We start from the raw sequence: 13,860 nt of genomic DNA, 5'->3' as shown, positions 1-13,860 counted from the left end.
CGACCTTACACACCAGGCTCTGGACCAGACTCAGAAAGCCATTGCCTGTGCGCGGCGGATAACCTCGCGGGCGAGATGACCGTGCAGAGCGTCAACGGGGCGTCCCGGGAGGGAATCGTCAGCCTGGAATAGCCAGCGCAGCGACGCTACGTCGGAATATCCACCGTCATGCAGAACTGCCAGCAAACCGGGAAGCCACTTCACGATCTGGCCGTCTTCGTCGAAGAATTCCTCGGGAACCCCGAGAACCCCGTTGCGCTTGACTGCAATGATCTTGCGATCGCGGAGCAACTGGTGCACTTTCGCGACCGGCAATCTGACGCTCTTCGCTACATCGGCCAACTGAAAAAGGGATACCGAGGAATCCAGGACATCATCACAATAAGGAATCGCGCTCACCACGGAAGTTTATCGGGTCGGCCTGTCGCCCGGCACGTGGGTGGAACTTTCAGTCGGCAGCGCTGGCTACGATGGACGAGGCGGATGCGACCACAGATTTTTACTGCATCACAGATTTTCACAACGGAGGTCAAGGGTTGATCGGCGAAATGCTCGAACGCCGCTATCGCGTGGATGCGCCCATCGCACGCGGCGGAATGTCGACCGTGTATCGAGGTCTCGATACACGGTTGGATCGGCCTGTCGCTATCAAGGTCATGGATCCGCAGTTTGCCGCCGATCCCGCTTTTCTCACACGTTTCGAGTTCGAGGCACGCGCCGTCGCACGCCTCAAGCACCCGGCCCTGGTTGCCGTGTACGACCAGGGCAGCGATCGCGGGCATGCCTTCCTCGTCATGGAATTGGTCGACGGCGGCACCTTGCGCGAGTTGCTGCGCGAGCGTGGCCCGATGCCGCCGCACGCGGTTGCCGCCGTAGTCGGACCGGTCCTCGACGCATTGGCAGTTGCACACCGGGCCGGGTTGGTGCACCGCGACGTCAAACCGGAGAACATCCTGATCTCCGATACGGGCGAAGTGAAGATCGCCGATTTCGGCCTGGTGCGCGCCGCTGCTGCCGCGACCACAACGTCCAACAGCGTCATTCTCGGCACCGCCGCCTACCTCTCCCCCGAGCAGGTCACCTCCGGAGTGGCCGATCCTCGCAGCGACGTTTACTCCACCGGCGTTCTCATGTTCGAACTCCTCACCGGTACAACACCTTTCACCGGAGACACCTCCCTCTCGATCGCGTACCAGCGAATTCACGACGACGTCCCGCCACCGGGTTCGCGGATCGCCGGCGTACCGGCGCAGTTCGACCGCCTTGTCACGCAGGCCACCAATCGTGAACCTGCACATCGGTTTACCGATGCAGGTGAAATGGCAGCCGCCCTGCGCATCGTGTGCGAACAACTCGAACTGCCTGCGTATCGCGTGCCCGCACCGCGGCGATCGGCACAGCATCACAGTGCCGCCGCAGCGCCGGCGCCCCAGCCGCGGCCCGCAACACCCCGCCCCGCAGCCCCGGGTTCGCCGGCCACCACCGTTATCGGTGGCGCCGGTGCACCAATGGGCGCCTCCACCACGGCCTTTGCGGCCGGCGCACAAGCTCCACCGACTACTGCCCTCACTCCCGCGACAACAGCTCTGTCGCCGCACGCGCCGCCGGACGGAATTCAGCACACGCGCGCAGTCACCGCTCAAACCGTCCGTCCGCCCGTCGCTGACGCGGACGACGACTCGGCCGAGATCGACGACGATCCACTCGACCACTTTTCGCAGGACCGACGACGCTCTCGCCGAACCACTCTCATCTGGCTTCTTGTCGTCGCGTTGCTTGCGCTTGCCCTGGGGTTCGGCGGATGGTGGATGGGCTCGGGCAGATTCACTGCGGTCCCGCAGATCGGTGGGCTGAACAAGGATGCGGCAGTCACAGCACTTCAGGATGCCGGACTGTCGTCAGAAGTGCGTGGAACATACTCGGACACCGAAGTTCTCGACACTGTGACCGGTACCGATCCCGAGGCCGGCTCGCGGATTTCGCGCGGTTCGAGTGTTGTGCTCTTCACCTCTCTCGGGCGTCCGACTGTACCGCCGATACCAGCGGGCGGCGCCGTCGACGCCACCCGAGATCAGCTCACCGCGCGCACCCTCGTTGCCGTCGACGGTGGTGAGACGTTCAGTTCCAAGATCCCCATCGGTGGTGTCGCGGCTCTCGACCCGGCCCCGGGAACCACAGTGCCGGTCGGTTCTTCGGTCAAAGTTGTCACCTCCAAAGGATCACCGCCCGTTGACGTTCCCGACGTGAAAGGCATGTCGGAGAACGCCGCCCGCGCTGCTCTCGACAAACTGGGGATCACCGTCAGCGAAACCCGATCTTCCTTCGACGACGGCGTCGACGGCGGCAAGGTCATCGGCACCGACCCCGCTGCTGGTTCGTCGGTCAACGCCGGAACTTCCGTTGCACTTCTCGTGTCCGACTCCGTGAAGGTTCCCAACCTGCTGGGCCGTAGCGTCGCGTCGGCCCGCGAGGAACTGACCCGCCTCGGTCTCACCCTCACCGTTCGCCAACTGACTCAGAACGACAGCTCACTGATTGTCAGTCAGAGCGACAAGAACGATCGTGTGGAGAAGGGCTCCAACGTCACCGTTGTAGCGATTCCGTAAAACGCCCCCACCCGCGCACGGCGAGTGAGGGCGTTCGATACAACCGGTAAGCGTCAGCCACGCAGCATTTCAGCAACGAGGAACGCAAGCTCCAGCGACTGCTGAGTGTTCAGGCGGGGATCGCAGGCCGTCTCGTAACGACCCGACAGGTCACCGTCCGAAATATCCTGCGCACCACCGAGGCACTCGGTGACGTTCTCGCCGGTCAACTCGACGTGAATTCCGCCCGGGTGGGTGCCGAGACCATTGTGGACCTCGAAGAATCCCTGCACCTCGTCGACGATGCGATCGAAGTGACGCGTCTTGTAACCGGTGGAAGCCTCGTGCGTGTTGCCGTGCATGGGATCGCACTGCCAGATGACCTGATGGCCGGTGGCCTGGACCTTCTCGATGATCGCTGGCAGGAGGTCACGGACCTTGCCGTTGCCCATCCGCGAGATCAGCGTCAGGCGACCGGGCTTGTTGGTCGGGTCGAGGCGCTCGACGTATTCGACAGCCATCTCGGGAGTTGTCGTGGGACCGATCTTCAAGCCGATCGGGTTGGACACCAATTCCGCAAAGGCGATGTGGGCGCCGTCCAGCTGACGCGTGCGGTCGCCGATCCACAGGAAGTGAGCGGAGAGGTCGTAGAGCTTGGGATGATCACTGTCGTTGTCGAGACGCAGCATCGCACGCTCGTAGTCGAGGACCAATGCTTCGTGGCTCGCGAAGATCTGAGCCTGGTGCAAGCTCGGATCGGTGACGCCGCAGGCATTCATGAACTGCAGACCACGATCGATTTCCGACGCGAGCTGCTCGTAGCGGGCTCCTGCGGGAGACGCTGCGACGAACTCGCGGTTCCAGTCGTGGACCTTGTGCAGATCGGCCATACCGGCACCGGTGAGCGCACGAACGAGGTTCATCGCGGCACTGGCATTTGCGTACGCCCGTACCAAACGTGACGGATCGTGTGCGCGAACGGTCTCGTCGGCGACAATCGAGTTGACCATGTCACCGCGGTAGGACTTGAGGCCCAGCGAGTCGATATCGGCAGACCGGGGCTTGGCGTACTGACCTGCAATACGTGCAACCTTGACCACCGGCATGGACGACCCGTACGTCAAGACGACAGCCATCTGCAGCAGAGTGCGGATGTTGCCCTTGATGTGCGGCTCGGTGTTGTCGGCAAACGTCTCGGCGCAGTCGCCGCCCTGCAGCAGGAAGGCTTCGCCGCGCGCTACCTGCGCAAGGCGATCCGACAATGCCTCGACTTCGCTTGCCACAGTGATCGGCGGCACGCTTTCGAGGACAGTGCGCATCGCGGCCGCCTGATCAGCGGGCCACGAAGGCTGCTGCGCGGCAGGTTTCGCAAGGGCCTCGTCGAGCTGCTGACGCAGTCCGGCGGGCAGCGGCGGAAGTTCGGGCAAGCGGTCGATCGGCACGTCGACAGTCCAGTTCACTAGTACAGGATATTCGCTTACCTACCCGCGCGTCACACAGGCTCTCGTTAGCGCACGATCTTGTCTAGCCGACTTCAGCGTCATAGCAGGTCAACGAAGTGATCGGACACGGGCAATCGCGTCGAACTTCACGAGGTTGTGCCTCGCATCCGCAAGTGCGTCGTGTGCGTCAGCAGGTGCCGGCGGCAACGCCGGACTGCCGTTGTCCTCCCAGAACTGGCGCAACTCCCGTGTGTATCGCGGCAACGACTGCGGCAGCTCGGTCATGTCTCCCCACAACTGACACAGCGCGACGTGGTCGTACGCCGCGACCCACGCCCACAGCTCCGGAACCACCATCGGCCGCGGAACGAAGAATTTCAGAAGATCGTCACGAATCTTCTCGCGTGACTTCCAGAGCGGAGACGACGGCGCGGGAAGTTTCGGCAGAACGTTCTTGCGCACCCAACTTCCGGCCCGCGCCGGATCGAATTCCGTCGAGACGGCGTAGTACTCACGGCCGTCCTCGCAGACGACGCCGATGGACACGAGGTCGATGGTTCGACCGTCTTCGATGAATTCACAGTCGTAGAAGTAGCGCACAGATCGAAACTATGCCGCACAGCCCGGCCCGAGAGCCAATGTGAGGGCAGCGGTTGTGGGAAATCTCTAACTGGCGCGTGTGTCCGGGACGTGCGGCCCATCCGTCTGCTCGGTATCGGGGTCGGCAACGGCAGCAAGCGGGGCGGCGGGCTCGTCGGACTCGACAGTCTGCGGATCCTCCGCCTTGGCCGGCTTCGGGTTCTTCAGACTGGCCGCATAGATATCGACGTATTCCTGGCCTGACAGCTTCATCAGCTTGTACATGACCTCGTCGGTAACAGCCCGCTCCACGAAGCGGTTGCCCCCCATACCCTCGAAACGCGAGAAGTCGATCGGTTCCCCGACGATGACGGTGACCTTGGCCGGACGCCACATCTTCGAACCGATGGGGTTCATCTTGTCGGTGCCGACCATCGCCACCGGGATCACCTTGACACCGGATTCGAGTGCAAGACGAGCCATTCCGGTCTTGCCTTTGTACAGTCGACCATCCGGCGAGCGAGTGCCCTCGGGGTAGATACCGAGCAGCTTGCCGCCGTCGAGAACCCGCAGACCGGCGTTAAGCGCGTCCTGGGCTGCGTCGGCACCGGTGCGGTCGATCGGCACCTGGCCAACAGCTGTGAAGAACCACCGTTGGAACGCACCCTTGAGTCCGCTCCCGGTGAAGTACTCACTCTTCGCGAGGAACGTGATTCGACGGTTCGAGCGCAGTGGAAGATAGAACGAGTCCAGAACCGCTTGATGGTTACTCGCGAGAATCGCCGCACCGTCAGTGGGAATGTTCTCGTGCCCCTTGATCGTCGGACGCCCGAGCAGCAGGAGAATCGGCCCCAACAACACATACTTGAAGAGCCAATACCACACGGCGTCCCTCCCATTCACAACCCGAATTGCCTTGTGCACGACCTTACTGCGCGCCGGTTACCCTCGCTACACATGCCCCGACCGGACATGGTGACCACACGTGTGGCTCAACGCCGGACAGGCGAAATGATGCCTGGAACCACCGAACGGGCCAATGCTGCCGCCCCCACCATTCCCGCAGCCTCTCCCAACTGGGCGGTGCGAATTCGGGCGAGGGGTCGATACTTCGCACCGGTCAACAACGTTGCGTACTGCTCGCGGGCGTCATCGAGAAACAGCGGCGCCGAACTCGCCACGCCACCGGCGATCACCACGACATCGGGGTCGTACGCGTCGGCGACCATCGCCAGACCGACCGCCAGCCAATGCGTGAACTCCGCCATCGTCGCCAGCGCGAGCGGGTCACCGTCGTACGCGGCGTTGGCGATTCGACGCCCGGTCAACCCGCCCGGGTCGACGGCAACTTCTCGCGCCAGAACAGTGGATGCTGCCGGGTCTTCGGCCAGGAGTTCAATTGCGGTGTCCACCAATGCAGTTCCGCTGCAATACCGCTCCCAGCAGCCGCGTTTGCCACACGCACACGGCCGGCCGTCCGGCACGACCTGGACATGACCGAACTCCGGCGCAACACCGTAACTCCCCCGGTACAACTCACCTCCGATCAGCAACGCCCCACCGATGCCTGTCCCGATCGCCACCGTGACGACGTTCCGGCCACCGGCCGCGGCACCGAATCGATACTCCGCGTACGCCGCCGCATTGGCATCGTGTTCCAGAACAACCGGTAACCCCAGCCGTGCGCTCAGGTCCTTACCGACCGGCGCATTCACCCACGGCAGGTGCGGAGCAAAAAGCACGACCCCGTGGTCCGAGGTGACAAATCCGGCGACGGCCAAACCCACTGCGGCTACGTCGTGTCGGCTCACCAGTTCACGGACCACCCGATCCAGCGCATCCTCGAGCGACCGCGCGGATTGGGGCGTCGGAGCCTGCATGGTATCGAGCACCTGGCCGTCGACGTCGACCACCGACGCTCGGATACTGGTGCCGCCCACATCTATTCCGACGGTCAGGATGTCGGCATTTGCGCTGCGCTTGGTGATCATCCGGTCCACACTCCACACTCGGTACGCCTTCTTGACGATTGTGCCCACGAACGGCACCGAAGTTCCAGCTTTACCGTTTGACGGTCACGGTGATCGGAACGAAGGACGACGAACGGGACTTTGCCTGTGCGGTACCGTCCGGCGCCGGCACGCCGCCGTCAGGACCACCGTCCGGATGGCCGCCCGGTTTACCCTGCCCGCCGAAAAACTCGTCCAACAGCTCACGCAGCACTGCCAGGAGAACGGCCACATGCCCCGCCAGGACTGCCAGTAATTCGTGATGCTCGCCCCGCATCAAGGCAGCAAGAGCGCACACCGGACACCAACTGCAGCCACTGAATGCAGGCAATTCTTCCGAGGACTCGAGATCGGTGGATGTGTTCGTGCGTCCCTCCGCCATCTGTGCCACGATCGGCTCGACTCGGGAAAGGACGGTTTCGGCCAACACCCGAAACTCGGCGAGGAGCTTGGTGTGATCGTCGTTCATGCAGGCCACACCGCGGGATCCGGTGAGAAACGAACGATCAGATGGGCGCCGTCGAGTTCGGCACCGGTCACGACGCATCGCCGCAACACCGACGCAAGTCTCACTCTCCGTCGCACCCCGTCCGCTCCCACCAGCACATCGTCCTCCACCCGGCCCAACGTCAACGACGACGGATCGACGAGCGGCAGATACATCCGCATCGCATAGACCGACTCCAATCCCGTCCCCGATTCCAGCGTCACCGCTATCGGATCGAGATGGCGGATCGGCTGCGCGGCGGCCCCGTCGCCCCGTGCAACGGTAATATCGCCCAGTGCATCGGCAGGGTCGCCCAGCGCAACTGCAATGTCGCCCAGGGCCGCCAACCCTACCGGTTCGGTGCCGACATGTTCGACAACCGTGACGGCAATCCCATCGGCCGCGTCGCGAATTGCTTCGAGCACCGACAACTGTGCGACACGCATCTTCGACAACCAGCGCGAACCCTCATCTGCGAGTTCCTGCGAAACAAATTGCGGAACAACACTATTGACAAGTACCCGCGCAACCGGGAGGGCAGAGAGTGCCAGACCGGACAGTGTGCGCCGAGTCGCCAGCGCCGCGGATTCCTGCGCCGAGGTCACAAGATGAACCTCGGTGTGCGAAGAGTCGGCGAGGAACGCCGAGATCTCGTCGACCGAGGAGACAATGCGTTCGATCACCGACACCAGGAGCATCAACCGCACGTCGGTCGCCGCCACCGCCGCAAGCCGTCGGTGCCGCGGCCACAGCCGCTCGAGGTACTCGGACACCATCGCGGGAGCGCCGAAAATCCGCAACGCCTCCGGCGACGACGGACAATCCACGACCACGACGTCGTAGCCGCCGCTCGACGCCATTCGCACTACCTCGGCAAGCGCCAGAATGTCCGCGATGCCGAGCGAACCCGTCAGTTCCTCAGGCTCCAAGGTCTGGAGCGACGAACCGTGCTCGTGGGAACCGGCGGCATCGAGTAGCGCTGACACGCCACGGAATTTGTCCTCGACAAGCGCCAACGTGTCGAGCTGCCAGACATCCACCTGTTCGACCAGTGGAGTCACTACGTGCGGAACCGGTATCGCCAGCACATCCGCGAGCGAATGAAGCCGATCGATCGACATCAGCAGAACCTTGGAACCGGAAGTCGCCGCCGACAGCGCCGCGGCCGACGCCAGCGTCGTCGTTCCACTGCCACCCTTCCCGATGAAGAGTTGAAGACGGGCCCGCGCGGCGTTCAGCCCTCGACTCGCTTCTTCAGTTCCTTCAATGCCGTATCCGTGATGATCTTCTCGGCCTTGCGTTTGAACAACCCGATCATCGGGATGGTCAGGTCGACCGTCAGCTCGTAGGTAACCGACGTGCTTCCACCCGGCTCGGAACGCAAAGTGTACGAACCGGATTGGGACTTCTGAATTTCCCCGCTCACCAGTTTCCAGCTCACCGACATGCCGTCGGGCGCCCACGTGTACGACAGCTCGTACTTGTCCTTCACAACTCCGGCATCGAGAACGAACCGCACCCGGTTCGCGCGACCATTGCTGCCCACGTCCAGAACCTCGACGGACTTGGCCGCCGCAACCCACGCGGGGTACTCCTCGAAATCGGCGATCACGGCCATGACAGCGTCAGGCTGAGCGTCGATGCTGATCAACCCCTTGGTTTTCTCGGCCATCCGACTACTCTTCCTTCCCTCGAGACTTCGTCGTCCCCGCAATTCTCCCCGAATGCGGGCGTAAAACTGTTACCGCGTCACACAGATTCCGGAGCGACACCTGCGGGGCGCCCCGCTTCCAGCTCACGCTTGAGTTCGAAAGACATCACCTTGCCGTCGACGCGCCGCGCGCGGTTCATCGCGGCCAGGTCGAGATCGGCCAGCCCGGACGGCGACACACCCACCGGTTCCGCGTGCAGGAAATAGTGAACGATGGCGCCGTCCATGACTGGTTCGAGCCACACCTCCATGGTGCCGACAAGGCTGCCGGACACACCCCACCGGAAGCCTGCGGGACCGCGGTCCTCACGCACCTCGAGCTGGAGATCTCGCCACCACCGGCGCCACTGCGCGCGCGAAGACAACAGTTCGGCGACACGCTCGGGCGGTGCCGCGATGAAAGTCTGGTCTGCGACCTGAATGCTGCTCACGACAGTTAGCTTCACATATCGCGTCGACGAGCGAGCGCACGGTGTCACACCACTGCAAAACGGACAGACTGTAAGCCGGGCCACAACTATGCCGGACGTGCGACTACAGTGAATAGAGTCAAACCCTACTCGTCAGTATTTCGCAGTGTCGGAGGTATTTCGTGCCTGAATACAGCGCACCCCAGACGTTCACGATTCCCGAGGATGCCTCTGCGGTCGACTCGGTGTTCGCATTTGCGAAGACGAAGCCTGCGGCCGTCGTCTACAAGCGCAAAGTCGGCTCCGCGTGGGTCGACGTCACTGCCGGTGAGTTCGCCGCCCAGGTAACCGCAGTTGCCAAAGGCTTGATCGCGATCGGCGTCAAGCAGGGCGATCGCGTCGCGCTGATGTCCGCGACCCGCTACGAGTGGCCACTGATCGACTACGCGATCTGGGCTGCAGGCGGTGTGACGGTTCCGATCTACGAAACATCCGCCGCCGAGCAGGTTCGCTGGATCCTCGAAGATTCCGACGCCATCGACCTCGTTGTCGAGAACGACGCCCACGCAGCCACCGTCAAGGACGTCGCAGAAGCCTCGCCGGCGCTGCGCACCGTGTACCAGATCGAGGCCTCCGCCGGTGGACGCGGCGCAGTCGAGGAGCTGTCGGCCCTGGGCGCCGACATCTCCGACGACGAGGTCCAGACGCGCATCGACGCTCTGAAGGCCTCCGATCCCGCAACCCTGATCTACACCTCCGGCACTACCGGCCGCCCCAAGGGTTGCCAGCTGACGCACTCCAACCTCATTGCAGAGTCGAAGGGAATCCTCGACTCCAACCTCGGCGATCTGCTCAAGACGCCGGGGGTCCGCACCCTGATGTTCCTGCCCCTGGCCCACGTCCTGGCGCGTGCGGTCAGCATCGCCTCGTTCGACGCCGGTGCCACCCTCGGACACACCAGCGACATCCCGAACCTCGTCCCCACCTTCGGCGAATTCAAGCCCGACTTCATCCTGTCGGTACCGCGCGTGTTCGAGAAGGTCTACAACAGCGCCCGCGCAAAGGCCCACGGCGAGGGCAAGGGCAAGATCTTCGACGCGGCCGCGGAAACCGCGATCGCGTGGAGCGAGGCCCAGGACAAGGGCGGCGCCGGCATCGTCCTCAAGGCCAAGCACGCACTGTTCGACAAACTCGTCTACTCCAAGCTGCGGGCAGCACTCGGCGGACAGTGCCAACTCGCCATTTCCGGCGGCGCTCCGCTCGGTGCCCGCCTCGGCCACTTCTTCCGCGGTATCGGCGTCACGATCTACGAGGGATACGGTCTCACCGAAACCACCGCAGCATTTGCCGTGAACACCATCGGCTCCCAGAAAGTCGGATCCGTCGGAAAACCGTTGGCCGGCAACTCTGTTCGCATCGCCGACGACGGCGAGATCCTCCTCTCCGGCCCTGTGGTCTTCACCGGATACTGGCGCAACGAGAAGGCAACCGCAGAGTCGATCGAGAATGGCTGGTTCCACACCGGCGACCTCGGAACAGTCGATGCGGACGGGTTCATCACGATCACCGGACGCAAGAAGGAAATCATCGTCACGGCAGGTGGAAAGAACGTCTCCCCCGCCCAACTCGAAGACTCACTGCGTGCGCATCCGCTCATCAGCCAGGCAATCGTGGTGGGTGATCAGAAGCCGTTCATCGGCGCACTGATCACCATCGACGCCGAAGCTCTGCCGGCCTGGAACGAGCGCAACAACAAGGCAGCCGGCACCACCGCGGCCGATCTGGTCAGCGACGGCGAACTGGTCGGCGAGATCCAGGACGCGATCGACGAGGCCAACAAGCTGGTCTCGCATGCCGAGGCAATCAAGAAATTCAAGATCCTGCCGGTCGACTTCTCCGAGGACACAGGCGAACTCACCCCGACGATGAAGCTCAAGCGCAACGTCGTGCACACCAGCTTCGCCGCGGAGATCGAGATGATCTACGCGAAGTAACACCCTGCACAATGCGCTGTGGCCGCCACACTCTTCCGAGGTGTGGCGGCCACAGCGTTGTGGTGATACCGAGCTTCGAGTGCTTCGGTTCGAGTCTCAGCCGAGCAGAGCCTGCAACTTCGACGCGAGGGTGTCCCACTTCCAGTCGCTTGCCACCCAGTCCCGACCGGCGGCGCCCATTGCGGCAGCTCTGTCACGGTCTGACAGGATCTCGATCACCGATGCAGCAATGTCGGCAACCGACGTACCGTCGACGACCAGCCCGGTCTTGTTCTGCTGCACCGTTTCCGGGGCACCGCCACTGCGACCCGCAATGACGGGAACACCCGTCGCCGACGCTTCCAGATAGACAATCCCAAGTCCTTCGACGTCGAGTCCTGCACCGCGCGTACGGCAGGGCATCGCAAAAACATCCGCGATGGTGTGGTGGGCTGCCAATTCTGCTGCGGGCACGGTGCCGGTGAACACGACGTGATCGTCCATCCCCGTCTTGCGGGCGAGTTCACGTAGCTTCTCGTCGTACGGCCCACCTCCGACTATGACAAGTACCGCGCCGTCGATGCTCGCTCGAATAGTCGGCAGCGCCTTGATCAACATGTCCTGTCCCTTGCGCGGCACCAGTCGCGACAGGCAGAGAATCGTCGGGCGCTCCCCCAGGCCGTACCGCGTCCGCAGTTCTGCGCGAGCGGCCGAATCAGGGTGGAAGACAGACGTATCCACTCCTGACGGCAGATGCTCCAGCGCTGCCTGCGGCCCGAAGGCCGCCGCGAAACGTCCTCGCGTGTATTTGCTGACAAAAGTAACCGTGTCGGTGTTTTCACCGATTGTCCGCAACGACTGCCGCGCGCCCGGAATCATCGACCACCCCACTTCGTGACCGTGAGTACTCGCGATCACTCGCGACGCACCGGCCCGGCGGACCACAGGCGCCAACAGTGCAAGGGGCGCCGCCGCCCCGAACCACACGGACTCGCAATCATGTTTCTTGACCAGTTTCGCGGCACGTCTGGCGACAAACGGCGTCGGAAGCATCAATGTCGTGGGATGCCTTACCACCTCGAAAGGTTGAGCGGCATCGAACTTCTTGTGCGAATCACCGCGCCACCGCGGCGCGTAGACAACCAACTTGTCGGCTGGAAGGTGCTTCGCGAACGTATGTAGATACGACTGGATCCCGCCCGGTCGGGGCGGAAAATCATTGGTCACCAAAAGGGTCCGGCGCATTGGTCCACCGTAAGGCACGGGCGAGTTGGCGCCCGCTGCGGCCTTTCAGCCCAGTGTGCGGTGCAGCCAATCGGCCCAGCCGTCGCGCAGGTCGTCAATGCTCACGCCGAGTACGTCGACGATGTGCTGGTTGATCTCTTCCGATGTCGACGGACCCACGGACAGCGAGCGGAACAGTTCCGTCAGCTTGGGTTCGCCGAAACGATCAGCCACATAGGCGTTGATCGACCACGCCGATTCGTACGCAAGGGAACTCACGACCGGCACGCCCCCGAACTGTGAATCCTCGGGAAACCCGGAGGGCACGTCACCGGAACGGACCGCGGCCGCAAGGGTCGGCGCGATCTCCCGCGCCGCCCGCCCGGAACTGCGGTTGCCGGCGTACTCCGCATACCCTTCGAGAACCCACATGGGCGATCCGTCCCGGGTCTGGGATCGCGCCGCGATATGCATCATCTCGTGGCGAAGTACCGCCTGTCGCGTCGTCGGAGTCAGGCGCGATGCGGCGGCCGGCGAGAATATGATGCGCTGGCCACTCACCTCACTGGCCCCGTCACGCACCGTATCCGCCACCGACACAGCCGCAATGGACGATCCGTCGTGTTGCGAACCGACCATCGCCGTGAACTCCTCGGGCGAACCGGCGACCATCACAACGGCACGCTCGGACCAGCCATCACCCCACAATTGCGTCGTATTCTTCACAGCCCCGTCGAGATCCGCAGCCAACGCATCGACAAATGCCTGCTGGCCGGGATGCCCGACGACTATCGAATCTTCCGCCGCGTTGGCCGCAACCGCGAGTGGACCGAAATCCCATGGACCGTGCCACGAGTCGACGCTCAATTCCGAACCGGTCGAGGCAGAACCCAGGACGTCGACAATCGAGCCGTCCGCGAACACGAACCACGCGCCGTCACGCTCCGCAAACGTCATCAACACGGACTTACGCGTCGGCGCGGCGTCCACACCGTCGAGTGCATAGCGCAAGATCACCTGAGCGCCCCACAACGTGACGCCCTCGGGCGACCCGGTGCGGGAAGCCTCGACAAGAGTTCCCGGCGAGACCTCGTATGCCCAATCCGAAAAACTCAGTGCACCAGCGGCTGTGGCGCGTCGTATCTCTGCGTCGAGCAACCCTGGGGTCGCAGCAGCGTCTACGAACTGTGCCAATGACGTCGGATCGTCGGACATCTGGGCGCGTGCCCACGAATCGAGAAGAGCCTGAACCTCGTTGACTCGCGCGACATCGGCTTCTGCAGCAGAGCGCTCGGACGATCCTGGGGTGTCGGTCAGAACAACGGTCAGTCCGAGAATCACCACGACGGCACACCCGAGCGCGATGAGAGCTGGATACTCCCAACGGCGCTTGCGGTTCGTCCCGGCTCCGGGGGACGTCATGGGGTCACTCGACACGAT

Annotated in this window: 13 protein-coding genes; 2 read left to right on the top strand and 11 right to left on the bottom strand. The window is 63.3% G+C overall.

Annotated features, from left to right (window positions below; all coding sequences use genetic code 11):
* Nucleotides 1-30: 30 nt before the first annotated feature.
* Nucleotides 31-399, bottom strand: a complete 369-nt coding sequence (locus ACFRFQ_RS20995; protein WP_138869113.1) for an Rv2175c family DNA-binding protein — start codon at nucleotides 397-399, stop codon at nucleotides 31-33.
* Nucleotides 400-548: 149 nt separating this feature from the next.
* Between ACFRFQ_RS20995 and ACFRFQ_RS20990 the strand changes: the two genes are divergently transcribed.
* Nucleotides 549-2,606 carry a PASTA domain-containing protein gene (locus tag ACFRFQ_RS20990; RefSeq protein ID WP_378662469.1) on the top strand — a complete coding sequence of 686 codons (2,058 nt, stop codon included), beginning with the start codon at nucleotides 549-551 and terminating at the stop codon, nucleotides 2,604-2,606.
* Between the two features lie 53 nt (nucleotides 2,607-2,659).
* Here ACFRFQ_RS20990 and ACFRFQ_RS20985 read toward each other — a convergent pair whose 3' ends face one another.
* The 8 genes from ACFRFQ_RS20985 to ACFRFQ_RS20950 form a co-directional block, all read right to left on the bottom strand.
* Nucleotides 2,660-4,045, bottom strand: coding sequence for a class II 3-deoxy-7-phosphoheptulonate synthase (locus ACFRFQ_RS20985; protein WP_378661734.1), 1,386 nt, complete (start codon nucleotides 4,043-4,045; stop codon nucleotides 2,660-2,662).
* A 90-nt stretch (nucleotides 4,046-4,135) separates the two neighbouring features.
* The gene (locus ACFRFQ_RS20980; RefSeq protein WP_138869115.1) at nucleotides 4,136-4,627 is read right to left on the bottom strand and encodes a polyadenylate-specific 3'-exoribonuclease AS; all 492 of its coding nucleotides are present in this window, start codon (nucleotides 4,625-4,627) and stop codon (nucleotides 4,136-4,138) included.
* A gap of 66 nt (nucleotides 4,628-4,693) precedes the next feature.
* Nucleotides 4,694-5,491 carry a lysophospholipid acyltransferase family protein gene (locus ACFRFQ_RS20975; RefSeq protein WP_378661730.1) on the bottom strand — a complete coding sequence of 266 codons (798 nt, stop codon included), beginning with the start codon at nucleotides 5,489-5,491 and terminating at the stop codon, nucleotides 4,694-4,696.
* A 107-nt stretch (nucleotides 5,492-5,598) separates the two neighbouring features.
* Entirely contained in the window at nucleotides 5,599-6,597 is a 999-nt protein-coding gene (locus ACFRFQ_RS20970) for an ROK family glucokinase (protein ID WP_378662466.1), read from the bottom strand.
* Between the two features lie 70 nt (nucleotides 6,598-6,667).
* Nucleotides 6,668-7,084, bottom strand: coding sequence for a hypothetical protein (locus tag ACFRFQ_RS20965; RefSeq protein WP_378661727.1), 417 nt, complete (start codon nucleotides 7,082-7,084; stop codon nucleotides 6,668-6,670).
* Nucleotides 7,081-8,307 (bottom strand): ArsA family ATPase, encoded by a 1,227-nt coding sequence (locus ACFRFQ_RS20960; RefSeq protein WP_378662463.1) that lies wholly within the window; start codon nucleotides 8,305-8,307, stop codon nucleotides 7,081-7,083. The genes ACFRFQ_RS20965 and ACFRFQ_RS20960 overlap by 4 nt, the downstream gene beginning before the upstream one ends.
* 29 nt (nucleotides 8,308-8,336) lie before the next feature.
* Nucleotides 8,337-8,774 carry an SRPBCC family protein gene (locus ACFRFQ_RS20955; protein ID WP_378661724.1) on the bottom strand — a complete coding sequence of 146 codons (438 nt, stop codon included), beginning with the start codon at nucleotides 8,772-8,774 and terminating at the stop codon, nucleotides 8,337-8,339.
* 77 nt (nucleotides 8,775-8,851) lie between these two features.
* Nucleotides 8,852-9,244: a polyketide cyclase / dehydrase and lipid transport gene (locus ACFRFQ_RS20950; RefSeq protein ID WP_033231019.1), complete on the bottom strand. Its 393-nt coding sequence runs from the start codon at nucleotides 9,242-9,244 to the stop codon at nucleotides 8,852-8,854.
* Nucleotides 9,245-9,405: 161 nt separating this feature from the next.
* On the opposite strand from ACFRFQ_RS20950, the gene ACFRFQ_RS20945 reads away from it, so the two are divergent.
* On the top strand, nucleotides 9,406-11,217 hold the full coding sequence (locus ACFRFQ_RS20945; RefSeq protein ID WP_378661720.1) for an AMP-dependent synthetase/ligase: 1,812 nt from the start codon (nucleotides 9,406-9,408) through the stop codon (nucleotides 11,215-11,217).
* Nucleotides 11,218-11,313: 96 nt separating this feature from the next.
* On the opposite strand, the gene ACFRFQ_RS20940 is transcribed toward ACFRFQ_RS20945, so the two are convergent.
* Complete coding sequence (locus tag ACFRFQ_RS20940) at nucleotides 11,314-12,441, bottom strand: glycosyltransferase family 4 protein (RefSeq protein ID WP_378661717.1); 1,128 nt, start codon at nucleotides 12,439-12,441, stop codon at nucleotides 11,314-11,316.
* 45 nt (nucleotides 12,442-12,486) lie between these two features.
* Nucleotides 12,487-13,857 (bottom strand): hypothetical protein, encoded by a 1,371-nt coding sequence (locus tag ACFRFQ_RS20935; RefSeq protein ID WP_378661714.1) that lies wholly within the window; start codon nucleotides 13,855-13,857, stop codon nucleotides 12,487-12,489.
* Nucleotides 13,858-13,860: the final 3 nt, after the last annotated feature.

Source organism: Rhodococcus sp. NPDC056743, from assembly GCF_042790355.1.
Taxonomy (GTDB): domain Bacteria; phylum Actinomycetota; class Actinomycetes; order Mycobacteriales; family Mycobacteriaceae; genus Rhodococcus_F.
The sequence above is the reverse complement of the archived record's forward strand: the minus strand, read 5'-3'. Positions and strand labels throughout refer to the sequence as shown.